Source organism: Streptomyces guryensis, from assembly GCF_021261325.1.
Classification (GTDB): domain Bacteria; phylum Actinomycetota; class Actinomycetes; order Streptomycetales; family Streptomycetaceae; genus Streptomyces; species Streptomyces guryensis.
Genome location: NZ_JAJSBI010000017.1, coordinates 48,452 through 66,681, shown reverse-complemented (window position 1 = coordinate 66,681; position 18,230 = coordinate 48,452). Strand labels below are relative to the sequence as shown.

General features: G+C 71.5%; 16 protein-coding genes. 6 read left to right on the top strand and 10 right to left on the bottom strand.

The genetic code is table 11. The features are described from left to right. Positions 1 to 2: 2 nt before the first annotated feature. Together LJ657_RS29535 and LJ657_RS29530 are read right to left on the bottom strand one after the other, a co-directional pair. Positions 3 to 500, bottom strand: coding sequence for a hypothetical protein (locus LJ657_RS29535; protein WP_232651883.1), 498 nt, complete (start codon positions 498 to 500; stop codon positions 3 to 5). Positions 501 to 622: 122 nt separating this feature from the next. Further along, positions 623 to 3,493, bottom strand: coding sequence for an ATP-binding protein (locus LJ657_RS29530; RefSeq protein WP_232651882.1), 2,871 nt, complete (start codon positions 3,491 to 3,493; stop codon positions 623 to 625). A 264-nt stretch (positions 3,494 to 3,757) separates the two neighbouring features. Between LJ657_RS29530 and LJ657_RS29525 the strand changes: the two genes are divergently transcribed. After that, positions 3,758 to 4,198: a copper-binding protein gene (locus LJ657_RS29525; RefSeq protein ID WP_232651881.1), complete on the top strand. Its 441-nt coding sequence runs from the start codon at positions 3,758 to 3,760 to the stop codon at positions 4,196 to 4,198. A 4-nt stretch (positions 4,199 to 4,202) separates the two neighbouring features. Here LJ657_RS29525 and LJ657_RS29520 read toward each other — a convergent pair whose 3' ends face one another. From LJ657_RS29520 to LJ657_RS29490, 7 genes are all read right to left on the bottom strand, one after another. Next, a complete protein-coding gene (locus LJ657_RS29520; RefSeq protein WP_232651880.1) occupies positions 4,203 to 4,805 on the bottom strand; it encodes a CGNR zinc finger domain-containing protein in 603 nt (200 codons plus the stop codon). A gap of 308 nt (positions 4,806 to 5,113) precedes the next feature. Then, positions 5,114 to 6,019, bottom strand: coding sequence for a universal stress protein (locus LJ657_RS29515; RefSeq protein ID WP_232651879.1), 906 nt, complete (start codon positions 6,017 to 6,019; stop codon positions 5,114 to 5,116). 151 nt (positions 6,020 to 6,170) lie between these two features. Beyond that, positions 6,171 to 6,413 carry a DUF397 domain-containing protein gene (locus LJ657_RS29510; protein ID WP_232651878.1) on the bottom strand — a complete coding sequence of 81 codons (243 nt, stop codon included), beginning with the start codon at positions 6,411 to 6,413 and terminating at the stop codon, positions 6,171 to 6,173. Between the two features lie 93 nt (positions 6,414 to 6,506). Beyond that, complete coding sequence (locus tag LJ657_RS29505; RefSeq protein ID WP_232651877.1) at positions 6,507 to 7,673, bottom strand: thiolase family protein; 1,167 nt, start codon at positions 7,671 to 7,673, stop codon at positions 6,507 to 6,509. Continuing rightward, positions 7,670 to 8,716, bottom strand: a complete 1,047-nt coding sequence (locus LJ657_RS29500) for a thiolase family protein (RefSeq protein ID WP_232651876.1) — start codon at positions 8,714 to 8,716, stop codon at positions 7,670 to 7,672. The genes LJ657_RS29505 and LJ657_RS29500 overlap by 4 nt, the downstream gene beginning before the upstream one ends. Then, positions 8,716 to 9,657 (bottom strand): Zn-ribbon domain-containing OB-fold protein, encoded by a 942-nt coding sequence (locus LJ657_RS29495; protein WP_232651875.1) that lies wholly within the window; start codon positions 9,655 to 9,657, stop codon positions 8,716 to 8,718. Before LJ657_RS29495 ends, LJ657_RS29500 begins: the two co-directional genes overlap by 1 nt. A gap of 117 nt (positions 9,658 to 9,774) precedes the next feature. After that, positions 9,775 to 10,575 carry a crotonase/enoyl-CoA hydratase family protein gene (locus LJ657_RS29490; protein ID WP_232651874.1) on the bottom strand — a complete coding sequence of 267 codons (801 nt, stop codon included), beginning with the start codon at positions 10,573 to 10,575 and terminating at the stop codon, positions 9,775 to 9,777. 177 nt (positions 10,576 to 10,752) lie between these two features. Here LJ657_RS29490 and LJ657_RS29485 point away from each other — a divergent pair, with 177 nt between their 5' ends. From LJ657_RS29485 to LJ657_RS29470, 4 genes are all read left to right on the top strand, one after another. After that, entirely contained in the window at positions 10,753 to 12,363 is a 1,611-nt protein-coding gene (locus LJ657_RS29485) for an acyl-CoA synthetase (protein WP_232651873.1), read from the top strand. A 176-nt stretch (positions 12,364 to 12,539) separates the two neighbouring features. After that, a complete protein-coding gene (locus LJ657_RS29480) occupies positions 12,540 to 14,576 on the top strand; it encodes a sulfatase (RefSeq protein ID WP_232651872.1) in 2,037 nt (678 codons plus the stop codon). A 142-nt stretch (positions 14,577 to 14,718) separates the two neighbouring features. Then, the gene (locus LJ657_RS29475) at positions 14,719 to 15,165 is read left to right on the top strand and encodes an excalibur calcium-binding domain-containing protein (RefSeq protein ID WP_232651871.1); all 447 of its coding nucleotides are present in this window, start codon (positions 14,719 to 14,721) and stop codon (positions 15,163 to 15,165) included. A gap of 184 nt (positions 15,166 to 15,349) precedes the next feature. Then, complete coding sequence (locus LJ657_RS29470; protein ID WP_232651870.1) at positions 15,350 to 15,595, top strand: hypothetical protein; 246 nt, start codon at positions 15,350 to 15,352, stop codon at positions 15,593 to 15,595. Positions 15,596 to 15,725: 130 nt separating this feature from the next. Here LJ657_RS29470 and LJ657_RS29465 read toward each other — a convergent pair whose 3' ends face one another. Further along, complete coding sequence (locus LJ657_RS29465; protein ID WP_232651869.1) at positions 15,726 to 16,583, bottom strand: alpha/beta fold hydrolase; 858 nt, start codon at positions 16,581 to 16,583, stop codon at positions 15,726 to 15,728. Between the two features lie 302 nt (positions 16,584 to 16,885). Between LJ657_RS29465 and paaK the strand changes: the two genes are divergently transcribed. After that, entirely contained in the window at positions 16,886 to 18,175 is a 1,290-nt protein-coding gene (gene paaK, locus LJ657_RS29460; RefSeq protein WP_232651868.1) for a phenylacetate--CoA ligase PaaK, read from the top strand. The last annotated feature ends 55 nt before the right edge of the window (positions 18,176 to 18,230 follow it).

Here is an 18,230-nt window from a genome sequence, read left to right as displayed (position 1 = left end):
TGTCAGCCCTGCTGGAACAACTCCGCCGGGAGTGGTTTCAGCAGGGCGTACAGGTCGTCGGTGATGGGGCGGTCCCAGGCGGCGATGGTCACCAGGACGTTGTCACTGCGGTCGAACTGCACGCAGGAGATGCGGCTCTCGGAGAGCTTGAGGCGGCGCACGATCAGGAGATTGTCGCCCTGCATGACCGGCATGTCCTCGACTCCTACGACGCTCACCTCCTCCTCGTTCTCCAGCGCGATCAGCAGCTGGGCCACCTCGAAGGGGATCTCGGCCTCGGCGGTCTCACGCGCCGGGGAGCCCTCGGGCAGATTGCCGATGATCATCGCGGGGCCGCGGCCGCCGAACAGGTCGTAGCGCAGGAAGACGCCCTGGCAGGAGCCGTCGGGGGCGGGCAGCAGGCCGGCGCCCAGATTGCCGGGCCAGTCGCCCGGGTCCATGGCCAGGACGTCGAAGTCGGGCCCGGCGGGGGTGGCGCTGCGGCGGCGGAGGAACGACATGTCGCCAATGGTACGTGGTGCCGTTCGGCGATGTGCGGGAGGTCACGTGGGGAGCGTCCGTTGTCCGGGTGCGGGTTGTGGGGCTGGTCGCGCAGTTCCCCGCCCCCCTGGGACGGCATGTGTCACGTTGGCTTCAATGTGGACGCCAGGCCGGTGATCTCCGTGCCCATCTTTCGGTAGACCGCGGAGAGGAGGCGTACGACGGTTGGCTCCTCCATGTGCAGTTCCCTGGCTATCTCCGGCTCGGTGCGGCCCTCGGCGGCCAGGGTCGCAACCGTGCGTTCTCGGGACGTCAAGGTGTCCGTCTCGGTGCTGTGGAGGCGGCGGGGGCGGAGGCCTGCTGCGGCCAGTTCGTCTCGGGCTGTTTCGGCAAGGCCGTCGGCGCTGCACTGGACGGCGGCGTCGAGGCCGCGGTAGAGGTGTTCGGCGGCGTCCCGGGGTCGGCCCGTGCGGCGGAGTTCGGTGCCCAGGGATACGAGGGCGCAGGCGAGTTCGTAGGCGGCCGGGGAGCGCTCCAGGTGGGCGACGGACTCCTCCAGGTATTTGATGCGGGCCGATCCCGAGGAGACCTCGGCGGCTGTGCGCAGGGCCTGGCCGATGGCGGACGGGGTTCCGAACTGGCGGGCGCGGGCGACCGCTTCGAGCGCGGTGGCGACGGCGCGTCCGGGGGTGTCGTGGCTCTCGGCGCGGGCGAGGTGGAGCTGCCAGGGGCACCAGGCGGGGTTGCGCATGCCGCGCGGTTCCAGGCGGCGGCCGGCGGCGGCCAGCTCCTCGGCCGCCTCCTTGGTGCGGCCGCGGGCGAGCAGGAGTTCGCCGTGCACGGTCTGGGCGTCGGGGAAGACGACGGCGGCCGGGAAGGGTGCCCCGAAGGAGTAGTCCTCGGCGACCTGCGCGGCCTCGGTGATGCGGCCGCGGGCGAGGAGGACCTCGATCAGGATGCCCACGGCGTACCAGTGTGCGGGGGTGCCGGGGCCCACACGCTCGGCGAGCCGCAGTCCCGCCATGACGAAGTCCTGGGCCTCGGAGAGCCTGCCGCGGCGGTAGCGGACGTAGGCGAGCAGCGTGTAGGCGAAGGAGAGGTGGGCGCCGCGCCAGCCCTGGCGTTCGAAGTCGGCGATGCCGGCCGCGAACAGTTCCTCCGTCCGCCCCGGCCGGTCGGCGTACATGAAGGCGAGCGCTACCAGGACGGGCACCTCGAAGCCGCGGTCGGGTTCGGCCCAGCCGAGGCCGCCGGCCAGGGCGCGTTCGGCGTGGTGGAGGGCGACGTGGGCCGGTTCGCCGCGCAGGACCGCGTCCCAGGTGCGCAGGCCGATGATGTAGCGCTCGGTGAGGTCGCGTCCGCTGAGGCGGTCGGCGAGCCTGGTGAGGCGGCGGGAGCGGGAGGGGTGGTCGGGTTCGTCGGCACGGAAGGCGTCCCACATGAACTGTTCGGCGACCATGCGCAGCTTGACGCGGGCGTCGTCGGTGACGCGGATCTCGCGGGCGAGGGTGTCGGAGGCCTCGGCGAGGCGGTCGCTGTGGGCGAGGACCTGGGAGAGCCGGTAGACGATGTGCTGGCGCAGGTGGGCGTCGGCAATGGGTTCTTCCAGGGCGGCGCGCAGGTGGTTGACGGTGGTGGCGGGTTCGGTGAGCAGGGAGGCGGAGCCGAGTTCGTACAGGACGGCGGCGCGGTCCTCGTAGGGCGGGGGTTCGCGCAGGGCGCGGGCGAGGTAGCTGCGGGCGGCATCGGGGGCGCCGGCCCGGAGGGTTTCCTCGGCTGCGGCGCGCAACTGCTGTACGACCCAGTTGTCGCCGTCCGGGTGGGTCTCCAGGAGGTGGCGGGCGGCGGCGGAGGGGCCGTGCCCGTCGTTGATCACGCACCAGGCGGCCTGGCCGTGCAGGGCGACGCGGATGCCGGGCGGGATGGCACGGTAGACGGCGGTGGCGATCAGCGGGTGGACGAACTCGAGGGTGTCGGCGCCGGTGAGGATGCGGGCGCCGCGCAGGGCGTCGGCGGCGTCGGCGGCCTCCTCGTGGCCGAGCCCCGCGACGGCTGCGGCGAGCAGCGGATGGATCTCGGTGCCGAGGACGGCGCAGGCCCAGGCGAAGCGCACGGTGGAGGTGCCGAGGCGTTCGAGGCGGGCGACGAGGCCGCTGCCCTTGACGGCGGCGGCGAGGTCGCGCAGCAGATGGGCGCCGGTCTCGGTCGGGGTGAGGCCGCGGTCGCGCACCTTGGCGATGAGCTCGACCGTCTCGAACGGGTTGCCGGCGGTGACGGCCCAGCACTCCCGGCAGAACGCGTCGTCGGCGTGCGCACCGAGCGTCTCCCGTGCGAGGCCGGCGACGGCGGCGGCACTCAGCGGTTCCAGGTCGAGGGGGCGTCCGCCCGCGCGCCCGGGCAATCCCCTGAACGACTCGGCGTGGTCCGGGAGTTCGTCGGGCCGGTAGGCGACGACGACCAGCAGCGGGAGCTGTTCGGCGCGGGGTGCGAACGCGGCGAGCCAGCTCAGGGATTCGGGGTCGGCCCAGTGGGCGTCGTCGAGGACGAGGACCATCGGGGCGCGCAGCACGGCGAGATGGGTGAGCACCCAGTCGAGACCGTCGCGCAGTCCCTGCTGGTCGGGCGGGGCGCCGTCGGTCGGGGCGCACAGGCCGAGGGCGGGGCCGACGATGTCGTACCAACTGCCCAGCGAGGCCCGCAGATCGGTCTCCGCGGAGCCGGCCAGTTGGGGTTGCAGCAGCTGGCGGGCCACGTGGAAGGCGACGCGCTGCTCCTGTTCGCCGCCGCGGGCGGACAGTACGGTGCAGCCCCGGGTGGCGGCGCGCCGGCGTACCTCGGCGAGGAGGGTGGTCTTGCCGATGCCGGCGCGCCCGGCGAAGGCGAGCAGGGCGCCGCGGGGGCGGTCGGAGGGTTCGGCGCCGTCCCTGCGCAGCCCGGTGAGCTCTCCCAACGCCTCGTCCACTGTGGCGAGTTCGCTCTCGCGCTCGAAGATCGTGCGGCTGCTCTGCCCCATGGCCTACCCCCCGCCACGGTGGTGCGCCCGCGCGGGGAGCGGGCGCGCACCGTGACCTACAGGCACCTCAGCGTACGCCTCGCGGGGGTCGCGCGACCCGGTCTGCGAAGTACTGACCGAACCGCTTCAGGAGCTGTTCGCCATCGCGGTGGAATCGCCCTGAACACCGGGGCATCCCCATCCGTATCCCCCATAGAGGGTCTCCCGTGGCAGACGCGGACAAGCCCGACGGGTGGCGGGCAGACCCGGAAGGGGATGAGCCACATGGCACTCACGGCACGCAAGGCCCGTACGACAGGTACGGCACTCGGGGTCACGGCGTCGGCCTTCGCCGCCGCCCTCGTCCTGGCCGCCTGCTCCAGCGGAGGCGGAGGCGGCAGCTCGGCCTCCTCCGGCGCCTCCTCCGACGCGAGCAAGGCCGGCTCGGGGACCAAGGTGACGGTCACCGAGACCGAGTACGGGCTGAAAGTGTCCCGGTCGTCCTTCGCACCGGGCACCTACACCTTCGTCGCCGACAACGCCGGCAAGGTCACGCACGCCCTGTCCGTCGACGGCCCTGGCGTGGAGGACGCCAAGACCAAGAACATCCCGAGCGGTCAGCAGGCGACACTGACGGTGACCTTCAAGAAGGGCGCGTACGACATGTACTGCCCGATCGACGGCCACAAGCAGCTCGGGATGAACAAGCACATCCAGGTCGGCTGAGCCGTCACGCCTGGACGGTCCTGTGCCGGTCGTGGTGCCGGGCGACCCGTGCGCGGTTGCCGCAGGAGGGCTTGCACCACTCCTGGCGCGGGTGCTCCTTGAGGAAGTAGCGCACACAGCGGGGTGCGTGGCAGGCGCGCAGCCGCTGCCGGTCGGGGCCGGCGAGGAACGCCATGGCGGCGTGCGCGAGGGCCGCGGTGAGTTCGTGCGCGCCGTCGACCGCGTTTCTGCGTACGGCGGGTTCGGCGCCCTCGGGCCAGTGCAGCACGGGGATGGTCGGGGTGCGGGCGGCCGCGGCGTTGAGGCGGGCGACGGCGTCGGGTACGGGCAGCAGGCGGGCCGCGTCGGCGCGGCTGGGTTCGCCGGGGCGTACGGCATGGGCGAAGAGCGCACGGACGGCTGCGCGCAGGTCGCGTACGGCGGTGAGGCTCGCGTCGTCGGCGACGAAGGCGGCGGCTTCCGGCACGGCGTCGGGGTGGGCGCGGACCCAGGCGGTGAGCCCCGCGGGATCCGCCAGGTCGTCGGCGACGCCGCCGTGTCCGTCGTGACGGATGGTGAGGGCGAGATCGAGAGCGAGGCGGGCGTCCCTCGTGAGCGATTCCTGCATGCGACTAATGATAGGTTCGCCGCTTCCCATTAGCACAGGCATCGTGCTCCGCCACCCGGCCTCACCGCACCTGGCGGGGACCTGGCCGCACTGCGAAACACTGCGAGCGCACCACACCGCTGGACGAACACAGCACCGGCAAGTCCATCCCTCCCTGCCTGCGCAGCTGCCGCCCGGCCCTGTCCCGGTGGCTCGCACGGGCATCGTGCTCCGGCGCCCCGCCGACGGGCCTCACCACGGCTGGTGTGGGCACCGCACAGCACCCCGCACGCGCCCCGCCGCGGGACGAGCCCGGCGCCCCTGGGCCCTCACTCCTCCCCCGTGGTCGGCGGGACCACAGCCACCGGGGCCGCCGCGTGCAGCAGGACGGCGTGGGCGACCGACCCCATCATGCGGGTGGGGGCCAGCAGGCGGCGGCGGTGGCGGCCCACGACGACCAGGCCGGCGCGGTGGGAGGCCGCGACCAGCTGGCCTGCCGCGTCACCCGGCATCGCGTATGTGTCGACGGGCACGTCGGGGTGTCTCGAACGGTGCGGTGCGAGGAAACCCTCGGCGAGGGTGGACGTCTGGTTCTCGACGGCGTTCTGGTCGACCATCGGCGGGACGAGTTCACCGGGGGCGGCCCAGGTCTGCACGGGCCACATGTAGGCGGCGACCACGTGGAGACGGGCGCCGCGGAGTCCCGCCTCGGTGAAGGCGAAGGCGAGGGTCGCCTCGTCGGGGCCGTCCACCTGCAGGCCGACGACCACACGCGGGCCGGGCTCGACCGGTACCTCCGCGTGCACCTCACGTCCGGGCCGGGGCACCACGACGACGGGGCACTCGGCGTCGCGGGCCGCGGCCATGCCGTTGGAGCCGAGCAGCAGACCGGCGAAGCCGCCGCGCCCTCGGGAGCCGAGTACCAGCAGCTGGGCGCCGGAGCCCAGTTCGGGCAGCAGCGCGCCCGGAACCCCCTCCAACCCGTGGTACTCCACGACCGGTGGGTCGGCCCGCCCCTTCAGATACGCGCGCACCTCGCCGAGCACCGGATCGTCACCGGGCTCCGGCGGCCCGGCGGCAAGGACGTCGGGCCGCGCCCAGAGGGCGTACTGCCGGACATGGACCACCCGCAGCGGCACCCCGCGTCTGCAGGCGTCGTCGAGGGCCCAGTCCAGGGCGCGCAGGCTGTCGTCCGAACCGTCGACCGCCGCGACAACCGGCAGGGTGCTGCTCATGGCGTTCCTCACCTCCGGGAGACGACCTTCCCTTCCCGGAGCCAGCCTCGCTCAGGCATCGGCCCCGGAAGGGCGCTCAAGGTCGCGTGTCCGGAAAGACGGGTGGAACACCCCCGGATCGGCCCGTCGGCTCAGCCGCACGGCCGCCGGGTCACGTCAGGTCGAACTCTCCTTCCCGCGCCCCCGACACGAACGCGCCCCATTCCGCGGGCGTGAAGATCAGGGAAGGGCTTTCCGCGCGGCCGCTGTTGCGCATCGCGATGAATCCCTCGACAAAGGCGATCTGGACATCCCCCAGGCCACGGCTGCTCGAGTGCCAATCGGCGGTGCTGAGGTCCAGCTCAGGCTTGTCCCAGCCCGCAAGCGGGTGCTGCTGGATGGTGCTCTCGGCCACGTCCGTGCTCCTCCCGACTCGTCGTCCGCGGCCAGCCTAGCGACCGGTTTCTGATGCCGACAGGCCACGTGAGGAGGACCTTTCCGGAGTCTTTTACGACTGCGGAGGTTCGCTTCCCACGAGCCACATGGAGAAGAACTGGGATCCGCCGCCGTAGGCGTGCCCGAGGACCCGCCTTGCCCCCTCCACCTGGTGTTCTCCGGCCTGTCCGCGTACCTGCAGCGCCGCCTCCGCGAAGCGGATCATGCCGGAGGCTCCGATGGGATTGGTCGACAGGACGCCGCCCGACATGTTGACGGGCAGGTCCCCGCCGAGCTCGGTCACCCCGGATTCGGTGAGTTTCCAGCCCTCGCCCTCGTCGGCGAAGCCGAGGTTCTCCAGCCACATGGGCTCGTACCAGGAGAAGGGCACGTACATCTCGACCGCGTCGATGTCGCGGCGCGGATCGGCGATGCCCGCCTGCCGGTACACGTCGGCGGCACAGTCCTTGCCGGCCTGCGGCGACACGGCGTCCTTGCCGGCGAAGAGGGTGGGCTCGCTGCGCATGGCGCCGCCCAGCATCCAAGCGGGCGGCCGGGGCGCGCGTGCCGCACCCGCCCGGTCCGTCAGCACCATGGCGCAGGCGCCGTCGGAGGACGGACAGGTCTCGGAGTAGCGGATCGGGTCCCACAGCATGGGCGACGCCTGGACCTTCTCCAGGGTGATGTCGTGCTCGTGCAGGTGGGCGTACGGGTTCTTCAGCGCGTTGCGCCGGTCCTTGTAGGCCACCAGGGAGCCGACCGTGTCGGGCGCCCCGGTGCGCCGCATGTACGCGCGCACGTGCGGGGCGAAGAAGCCGCCGGCCCCGGCGAGCAGCGGCTGCTGGAAGGGGATCGGCAGGGACAGGCCCCACATGGCGTTGGACTCGGACTGCTTCTCGAACGCCAGGGTCAGCACGGTGCCGTGGACGCGCGCCGCGACCAGATTGGCGGCGACGAGCGCGGTCGAGCCGCCGACGGAACCGGCGGTGTGCACCCGCAGCATCGGTTTGCCCACCGCGCCGAGCGCGTCGGCGAGGTACAGCTCGGGCATCATCACGCCCTCGAAGAAGTCGGGTGCCTTGCCGATGACGACGGCGTCGATGTCTGCCCAGGTCAACTCGGCGTCGTCAAGCGCGCGTTGGGCGGCCTCGCGCACAAGTCCCGCGATCGACACGTCCCGCCTCGCCGCCACATGCTTGGTCTGGCCGACGCCTACGACGGCCACGGGCTCCTTGCTCATCGCGGATCCCCTTCGAGTACGGCGACCAGGTTCTGTTGCAGACAGGGCCCGGAGGTGGCGTGGGCGAGCGCCCGGTCGGACTCCCCCCGGTGGATGCCGGCTGCGGCCTCACCGATGCGGATGAGCCCGGCGGCCATGATCGGGTTGGCGGCGAGGGCGCCGCCGGACGGGTTGACCCGCACCTCGTCGCCGAGCCGCAGCGCCTTGCGCAGCACGACCTCCTGCGAGGTGAAGGGTGCGTGCAACTCGGCGGTGTCGACGGGCCGTTCGAAGGCGCCGGCCTTCTCGGCGGCCAGGCGGGTGGAGGGCGAGTCGGTCAGGTCGCGGACGCCGAGGCCGTGCGCTTCGATGCGGTGGTCGATGCCGCGGATCCAGGCTGGCCGTCGGCACAGTTCCCGGGCCCGCTCCCCCGCCGCGAGGATCACGGCGGCCGCTCCGTCGCCGATGGGCGGGCAGTCGCCGGTGCGCAGGGGCCGTACGAGATAGTCCCCCTGGGGCACCGAACCCCGCAGCTGGGCATGGGAGTTGGCCACTGCGTCCGCACGACTGCGGGCGGCGACGGCGGCGAGCGCGGGCTCGTCGGTGTCGCCCGCGTCGATGAGGGCCTGCGCCTGCAGGGCGGCCAGGGCGACGGAGTCGGGCCACAGGGGCGCCACGTAGTACGGGTCGAGCTGCCGGGTCAGGACGTCGCGAACGGAGCCGGGTGAGGACTTGCCGTACGAGTAGACGAGCGCCGTGTCGGCATCGCCCGTCAGCAGCTTGGTCCATGCCTCGTACAACGCCCAGGCGCCGTCCATCTCCACGTGCGACTCGGAGATCGGCGGCCAGGCGCCGACGCCGTCGAGGGCGAGGGTGAAGGAGAAGGCGCGGCCGGCGAGGTAGTCGCTGGAGCCGGAGCAGGTGAAGCCGATGTCGGCGGTTTTCAGCCCGGTCTGGTCGAGGACGTCGTGCAGGACCGGCATGAGCATCTCGACCTCGGAGAGGTCGTCGCTGGTGCGGCGGTGGTCGGTCTGGGCGAAGGCGACCAGTGCTATGTCACGCATCACAGCAGCTCCTTGTAGGTCTCGTACTCCGCGTCGGGCTCGCCGGTCGGCCGGTAGTGGTCCGGATAGCGGGCCCCTTCGGTCCACACCGGTACGACGCGCAGCCCCATGCGCACCTGGTCGTAGGGGATGCCGCCGATCCGGCCGTGCAGCGCGAGGCCGGCGCCGTCGAGGGCGATGTGGGCGTAGACGTACGGGACTTCGATGTCGAGGTTCTTCGCCTTGATGTTGACGATGCAGAAGGTGGTGACCGTGCCGCGCGGCCCCACCTCGACCTGCTCCGCGGTGGCGACGCCGCAGGTGGGGCAGGCACCCCTGGGCGGCACGTACACCTTGCGGCAGGAGGGGCAGCGTTCGCCGACCGTCCGCCGCTCGGAGAGGGCGTGGATGTAGGCGGTCTGGGCGCGGCCGGGAGAGTAGGTGTAGTCGAGGCGGGCGGGCGCCACGATTCCGGTGATCGCGTCCTCGAACTCACCGGTGTGGCCGGTGGCTTGGGCCGGTCCGCCGTCGTACGGCTCGAAGCAGGCGATGTCGGTGATGGCGCCGGAGCGCTCCTCGGCCCAGCGGATCCGGACCCGCATGCCCGTGTGTACGGCGCCGGGGCCGGGGACGTCGAGGGCGTGCAGGAGGCCGGTGTCGGCGCCGTCGAGGCGGACCAGGACCCACGCGAAGGGGGTGTCGAGCGGCTGTCCGCGCCGGGGTTCGTGGTTCCAGGCCCAGGTGGTGACCGTGCCGGTGGCGGCGACTTCGACGAGGTCGCGGATCTCCTCGGCGGTGACGGGGTCGTACTCGACGGGAGGGACGAGAACACGCCCGTCACCGGTCCGCACCCCGAGGACGACACGCTCACGCAGGCCGGTCAGAAAGGCACTCTGGACAGGCCCGAGGGATCGGGTGAAGGGGAATTCAACGGCGAGGGGAGCCTTGAGGATCTCGGCCACCGGGGCTACCTCCTTGAGACGACGACGGTGAGGACGCGCCCCCAAAAGGGGCGCGGTGAACTGCGCGACCAGCCACACTCGACCGCACCCTGCGAAGCCGGCCCGGCCGGCGCAGCGCTACGCGCGCCTGTAAACAGGCGGCCGCTTCTCCGCGAAGGCGCGAGCCCCCTCCTTCGCGTCGGCCGTGTCGAAGACCGGCCACCCCCGCTTCAGTTCGGAGGCAAGGCCGTCCGTCTCCGTCATCTCGGCGGTCTCGTAGACGGACGTCTTCACGGCCTCCACTGCCAACGGCCCACAGGCATTGATCTGTTCGGCGATCTCCAGGGCCTTGGCAAGAGCACTGCCGTCGGGCACGACATGGCCGATCAGGCCGATGTCGGCGGCCTCCCGGGCGGTGTAGGGGCGCCCCGTGAGCAGCATCTCCAGGGCGTGGGTGCGCGGGATCTGGCGCTGTAGCCGGACCGTCGAGCCGCCGATCGGGAACAGTCCGCGCCGGACCTCGAAGAGCCCGAAGGTCGCCGACTCGCCCGCGACACGGATGTCGGTGCCCTGGAGGATCTCGGTGCCGCCCGCCACGCAGTAGCCCTCGACGGCGGCGATCACCGGTTTGCGGGGACGGTGGTGGCGCAGCATCGCCTTCCAGTGCAGGTCCGGGTCGGCCTTGAGGCGGTCCCGGTGGTGCTCTCCCTCCATGCCCTTGCCGGCGAGCGCCTTGAGGTCCATCCCGGCACAGAACGCGCCGCCCGCACCGGTCAGCACGATGGAGCGGACCGCGTCGTCCTCGTCTGCCTCGATCCAGCCGTCGTAGAGGCCGACGAGCATCGACAGCGAGAGCGCGTTCTTGGCGTCCGGCCTGTTGAGCGTGAGCACCAGTGTGGCGCCTTCGCGCCGCACCGTGAGGTGTTCGGTCCCACCCATCACCCATCTCCCCTCTCAAAGAACGAGAACAGGTTGCAGTAGGCGGGGAGCCACTTCAAGGGTTTTCTGACAGACAGTCAGATTTCTTCGCGCGGACCCTTCACAGTTACCGCCCCCTTTGCTCTGATGACCGGCGAACCGGCAACTGCCAGACACGCCCCGGGGTCAGGAGGAGCGGTGGAGTACAACCTTGCCGACCTGTTCGAGTCGATCGTCGACGTGGTGCCGGACCGCGAGGCCCTGGTGTACGTCGACCACCCGGGCACGGGCGCGGAGCGCCGGCTGACGTATGCGGAGCTGGACGCGGCGGCGAACCGCGTCGCCCACCATCTGATCGACGCCGGGATCCGCCCCGGCGAACACCTCGGGCTGCACCTCTACAACGGCATCGAGTATCTGCAGACGGTGTTCGGGTGCCTGAAGGCGCGGATCGTCCCGGTCAACGTCAACTACCGTTACGTGGAAGACGAGTTGGTGTATCTGTACCGGGACGCCGATCTGGTGGCGCTGGTCTTCGACGCAGAGTTCGACGGGCGGGTGGCGGCGGCGCTGCCGCAGTGCCCGAAGCTGCGGCATCTGGTGCGGGTGGGCGGCGGCCGGGACGGGGGCGCGGCCGTGTCGTTCGCCGAGGCCGAGGCGGGCGGGTCGGCGGAGCGGGGCTTCCCGGCGCGCTCGGGCGACGACCAGTTCATCATCTACACCGGGGGCACCACAGGCATGCCCAAGGGCGTGATGTGGCGTCAGGAGGACCTCTTCTTCTCCGGTCTCGGTGGGGGCGCGCCGACCGGCGAGCCCGTCAGGAAGCCGCAGGAACTCGCCGAGCGGGTCGCGGCCGGCGGCTCCGGGATCACCTTCTTCCCCACTCCCCCGCTGATGCACGGCACCTCGACGCTCACCTCGTTCATCGGTTTCAACTTCGGGCAACGGGTCGTGATCCACCGCAAGTTCGTGCCCGAGGACGTGCTGCGGACGATCGAGAAGGAGAAGGTCACCAGCATCTCGCTGGTCGGCGACGCGATGCTGCGGCCGCTGATCGACGCCCTGGCCGGGCCCATGAAGGGCACGGACTGCTCGTCGGTGTTCAGCGTGTCCTCGTCCGGGGCGGTGCTCTCCGAGACCGTACGCCGACAGTTCCAGGAGCTGCTCCCGAACGCGATGCTGCTCAACAACTACGGTTCGTCCGAGTCCGGCTTCAACGGGACGGCCACTGCCGACTCCGGGGCCGGGCAGTCCTTCCGTATCCGAGTCAACTCACGTACGCAGGTGGTCGATCCGGCCACCCACGAGCCCGTCGCCGCGGGTGAGGTGGGCCGGGTCGCGCAGTGCGGCCATGTGCCGCTCGGCTACTACAACGACCCGAAGAAAACCGCCGAGACCTTCTTCGAGAAGGACGGCGAGCGGTGGGTGCTGCTCGGCGACATGGGGACGGTGGACGAGGAGGGCGTGGTCACGGTCCTCGGCCGGGGCTCGCAGTGCATCAACACCGGGGGCGAGAAGGTGTATCCGGAGGAGGTCGAGCAGGCCCTGAAGTCCCATCCGGACGTGTACGACGCGCTGGTGGCGGGGGTGCCGGACGCCAAGTGGGGCAATCACGTGGCGGCTGTGGTGCAACTGCGCCGGGGCGCGCCGCGGCCTTCACTGGAGGACGTGCAGTCCTACTGCCGTACCCATCTGGCCGGTTACAAGATCCCGCGGCAACTGGTGATCGCCGAGGCGATACGGCGGTCGCCCAGCGGCAAGGCCGACTACCGGTGGGCCCGGGAGGTGGCGGTCGCCGCGGACCGCTAGGCGGAAGGCCTGGGCCCGCAGGTGGGCCGCCCGGCGCGCGGGCGTACTCTTTGCGCGCGGTTGACCCGGGTTGTTTGAACGGAGGGTGACGTAGGGCCGTACGCGAGGTTGGCGGCTCGGCCCTGCGGGCTCGGTCCGCCGTGCCATCAGCGGTTTCACCACGGAAGGACCCACGGGTGTCGCACCTCACGCCCCCTCGCCAACTGCCGGAGACGGACGCGGACGCGGACGCGCCGGACAGAACCACCGCCGAGGAGGCCTCGACCGCTCCCGTGGTGGCGGACACCGAGCCGGGCGCCTCGGCGGCCGAAGAGCCGGCGGACGCGAAGGCAACGGCCGCGACGGACGAAGCGGCCGGGCCGCCGACGAAGGCGGTGACGGAGGAAGAGAAGGACGAGCCGGGCGGTGGCTCCGCCGGGCAGGAGGCGGCCGACGGTGCGGAGGACGGGGAGGCGCCCACCGAGGCCGTCGTCCCGCGAGAGGCTTCCACCGGCGACGAGTCCTCCGAAGCAGCGGCCTCCACCTCGGCACCCGCCGGCGCCGGCTACTCCCCCGCCCGCCCGGGCTGGTTCGGCTGGCGCCGTCGTTACCCGCGCGCCGCGACTGCCGTGCGGGTGGGTACGACCGTCCTGGCCGGCGCGCTGGTGTTCGTCGTGCTCCTGGTGCCCAACCGCCTCGACTGGATCACTGTCCAGTCCTTCCTCCGTCTCCCCGTCGAGGCGATCTTCCTCGCGGCCGTACTGCTCGTACTGCCCTCCAGGGGGCGGCGGATCACTGCCGTCGCGCTGGGGGCGTTCGTCGGGCTGTCCGCCGTTCTGAAGTGCCTCGACATGGGCTTCCGCCAGACCCTGGCCCGGCCGTTCGACCTGGTCTTCGACTGGGTTCTGCTGAGCGACGGGGCGGACTGGGTGAAGGACTCGTTCGGGCGGTCGGGCGAGGTGCTCGCGGTGGTCGGCGTGATCGTCCTGGTCATCGCCGTGCTCGCGTTGAGTGCGCTCGCGATGGTGCGGCTGGCGGACGTGCTGGCCCGGCACCGTCCCGCCGCCGTACGCTCCACGCTGGTCCTCGGCGTCGTGTGGATCATCTGCTTCACCCTGGGTGTGCAGTTCGGCGGTGTCACGGTCGCCACCAAGGGCTACGCCCAGTACCTCGCCAACCGTGTGCAGTACGTCCGGGACGGCCTCGGTGACGCCGACGTCTTCAAGAAGCAGATGGTGGTCGACGCCTACGCCAAGACCCCGCCCGGCCAGCTGCTGACCGGACTGCGCGGCAAGGACGTCATGTTCACCTTCATCGAGAGCTACGGCCGGGTGGCGATCGACGATCCGACGATGGGACCGGAGGTCGACGCGACCCTCAAGGAGGGCGACGCCAGGCTCAAGGCGGCCGGGTTCGCGGCGCGCAGCGGCTGGCTCCGGTCACCCGTGACGGGCGCCGGCAGCTGGCTCGCCCACTCGACGTTCCTGTCCGGCCTGTGGATCAAGAACCAGCAGCGGTACCGGACCCTGACCACCAGTGACCGCGCCACCCTCACCAGCTACTTCCAGAAGACCGGCGCCTGGCGCACGGTCGGCATCGTCCCGGGTGTGCGCAAGGCCTGGCCCGAGGGCAAGTACTTCGGCCTCGACCACATCTACGACTCGACGCACCTGGGTTACCAGGGTCCGTACTTCAGCTGGACGCCGGTGCCGGACCAGTTCAGCCTGGAGGCCTTCCAGAAGCTGGAGCACGGCAAGAAGAACCGCGATCCGATCATGGCGGAGATCATTCTGGCTTCCAGCCACAACCCCTGGTCACCGATCGCCCACATGATCGACTGGAAGGATCTCGGGGACGGCAAGGTCTTCTACAAGATCAAGAAGGAGGGCACGAACCCCACGGAGGTCTGGAAGAGCGCGAAGCGCGTGCGGACCGAGTACCGCAAGGCGATCCAGTACTCCCTGGACAGCCTGACCGAGTGGATGCAGCGGTACGGCGACGACAACACCGTCCTCGTCTTCCTCGGCGACCACCAGCCCGTCCCGACGGTCACCGGGGGCACCGCCAACCGGGACGTCCCGGTCACGATCGTCGCCCGCGACCCGAAGGTGCTGGACCGTGTCTCCAACTGGGGCTGGACGGACGGCATCAAGCCCGCGGACAACGCCCCGGAATGGACCATGAACAAGTTCCGGGACCGTTTCTTGACGGCATACGGCCCGCAGGGCGGGTGAACCGACCGGCCGACGATGGTTCGGTGCGGTTCGGTTCGGCAGGGGGTCCTCCGGACGGCTCAGCACGGCGCGCCGGGGCGGGATCTCGTCCCTAGGGTCGCAGTGACGGTGATCGGATCACCGGCCCTGAAGGGGACCCCACATGCACATAGGTACACGCGTGCTGAGCACAACAGCACTGGCCCTCCTCGTCGCCACCGGCCCGACGGCTGTCGTGGCACATGCACAAACCGACCTGGACTGCCGCGACTTCGCGTTCCAGGAAGACGCGCAGGCGGTACTCAACCGCAATCCGAGCGATCCGTTCCGCCTGGATGCGGACCACGACGGCATCGCCTGCGAGGACCTGCCGCACAGGCCCTCGCCCTCGGCCACGGTCACCCCCACCGCACTCACCCCGGCCCCGGCCACCGCCACGCCGGTTCCGCAGCGAGGGGTGAACGCAGGTGTCGGTGGTGGCACGGGGCCGGCCGGCTTCGAGATGGTGGGCGGTGTCGGACTCACCGTCCTCGCGCTGAGCCTGATCGGCGGTCATGTCGTGCTGCGGCGGCGGCGAAGCGCTGCGGCGGCAGCAGCGCACAAGCCGTGACCCCGGCCGCGGCCCTGCTCACCCGCCGGTGAGACAGACGCGCCGGCCGTCGGCGGGATCAGCCACACGCGGGGCGTCGCCGGGCTCGTGCGGCGGTGTCAGGGCCGTCATCGGGGTTGCCAGACAGGCGTTGCGCTCCTCTTCGGTGTCGACGTGGATCTCCTTGCGGGGTGCGCCCGGCGGGGTGAGTTCGACCCGGTCGCACGGGTACGACGACTGGGCCAGGCGGGCCCATCACCAAAGATCGGCGAGGACCGGACCTTCGGCTCCGGCGCCTACAGCGCTGTCCGGCTCTTCCAGCGGAAAGTCCGGCCTGCACGCCGACGGCGTCGTCGGCCAGGACACCCGCGACAGCCTCCTGGACAACCTCCAGGGCGACGGCGGCCGCCGCTCCGGCTGCTATGAGCACCTGCCGAGCACGCACCGCTGATCGAAGCGGGCGCGCGTGGGGCCCTGTCCTCTCGGGGGAGAACAGGGCCCCTCGCACTCTTCACTCCACCTCAAATGTCACCGCAGCCGGCACATCCCGCAACCCGAGCGGGGCCGCCTGGGCCGGAGTCCTACTCCGCCGGCGGCGCAGAGGCCTGGCCCCGGTCCAGAAAACCGGCGACCCGGCGGGCGAACCACTCGGGGTCATCCACCCACGGATAGTGCCCCGCACCTGACTGAACGGTGAATTCGGCGTTGGGAAACACGTCTGCGGCGGCGCGTGCCGACTCGGGGCGGGGGCCGCCGTCGAGCTCGCCGGCGAGGACGAGGACCGGTGCCGCCACACGGGCGAGTGCGGCGCTGGTCGCAGGCGGATCGTAGGCGCCGTCGGAGCCGTAGACGTCGGCGGCATCGTCGTTGAACTCGGCGCGAGCGTCGTGCTCAGCCGCCGCGTCGTCCCAGCGGCCGTAGAAGAAGGGCGCGAACGCCGGGTCGAAGTCGGCCTTGCCCGCCAGCCACTTCTCGAACGCCGGAAAGGCGTCCTCGAACCACGGTTCGCCGCTCCTCAGCCGCGCCGCGGCCAGCCGGTCCTCGGGGCTGGGCCGCATCCCGAGCGCCCAGGGGGTGCAGGTGACCAGGACCAGCCGCGCCACCCGCTCCGGGTGCCCGGCGGCGTACAGCATCGCCAGACTGCCACCGGCCGAATGGGCGAGCAGGTCCATCCGCCGCAGCCCCAGGTGGACGCGGAGCGCCTCCACGTCGTCCACGAGCCGGTCGCACCGGTAGGTGGCCGGATCCGCCGGGACCGCGGAGTCGCCGGTGCCGCGCAGGTCGAGCAGGACCAGCCGGCGGTGCGCCGCGAGCCCGCCCAGGTCTGCGAGGTAGGAGGATGCCTGCATCGGGCCTCCCGGCAGGACGATGAGCGGCTCCCCTTCGCCGCGGAGGTGGTAGGCGAGCTCGGTCCCGTCGGCTGCGGTGAAGGTCGGCATGTGCCGATCTTCCTGTCCAGTGACCTTGCGCCGCAACGGAGTTGTCGGAGCCCTCTTCCGAGGGGCCCTGGGACGTGCGCGCGGGCGGCAACGCCGCGATCGCCGCCGGCGCCGTCACCCGTTCGTCGCAGCGCCGCAGGTCCCCGCTACGCTCGGTCTCGCGGCCGAGCTCGCGCAGTCGCGCCCACAAAACACGGGCCGACCTCTTGCCTGCCTCGACGCGGCCTGAATTACTGATCCCGAACAGAACGACCGAATGATCGGTCGCCCGTATTGATGTGGTTGGCGAGGGAGTCGTCCCCATGGTGGATGCGACGGATCTGCTGGACCCGGGGGAACGGCTGGACGCCGGTGCGCTGCGGGCGCTGCAGCTGGAGCGGCTACGGGCCTCGCTGCGGCACGCGTACGAGCACGTCTCCTTCTACCGGGAGTCCTTCGACAAGGCCGGCGTGCACCCGGACGACTGCCGGTCCCTGGCCGACCTGGCCCGTTTCCCGTTCACCACGAAGGCGGACCTGCGCGAGAACTACCCCTACGGCATGTTCGCCGTGCCGCAGGACCACATCCGCCGCATCCACGCCTCCAGCGGCACCACCGGGCGCCCGACGGTCGTCGGCTACACGGACAACGACCTCTCCCTGTGGGCCGACATGGTGGCCCGCTCGATCCGCGCGGCGGGCGGCCGGCCCGGCGACAAGGTGCATGTGGCGTATGGCTACGGCCTGTTCACCGGGGGCCTCGGCGCGCACTACGGGGCGGAACGGCTCGGCTGTACGGTCATCCCGGCCTCCGGCGGCATGACGGCCCGCCAGGTCCAGCTGATCCAGGATCTCGAACCGCAGATCATCATGGTGACGCCGTCGTACATGCTGACGCTCCTCGACGAGTTCGAGCGGCAGGGCGTCGATCCGCGCGGCACCTCCCTGCGCGTGGGGATCTTCGGTGCCGAGCCGTGGACCGAGCAGATGCGGCGGGAGATCGAGGGGCGGTTCGCGATCGACGCGGTGGACATATACGGGCTGTCCGAGGTGATCGGCCCGGGCGTGGCGCAGGAGTGCGTGGAGACCAAGGACGGACTGCACATCTGGGAGGACCACTTCTACCCGGAGGTCGTCGATCCGATCACCGGTGAGGTGCTGCCGGACGGCGAGGAGGGCGAGCTGGTGTTCACCTCGCTCACCAAGGAGGCGATGCCGGTCGTCCGCTACCGCACGCGCGACCTGACACGTCTGCTGCCGGGTACGGCACGGGTGTTCCGGCGGATGGAGAAGGTCACCGGGCGCAGCGACGACATGGTGATCCTTCGGGGCGTCAATCTCTTCCCGACGCAGATCGAGGAGATCGTGCTGAGGACGCCCGGCGTCGCGCCGCACTTCCAGCTGCGACTGACCCGGGAGGGGCGTCTCGACGCCCTCACCGTGCGGGCGGAGGCCCGGCCCGACACGGGCCCCGAGGTGCGGGAGGCTGCCGTGCAGGCGATCGCGCAGGCGGTGAAGGACGGCATCGGGGTGTCGGTCGGGGTGGAGATCGTCGAGCCGGAGTCGCTGGAGCGGTCGGTGGGGAAGATTCGGCGGATCGTGGACCTGCGGTGACGCTCCGCTGGTTGTGCCGATAGGGCCGTCGCGGGCCACGATGCGGCGTCGATCG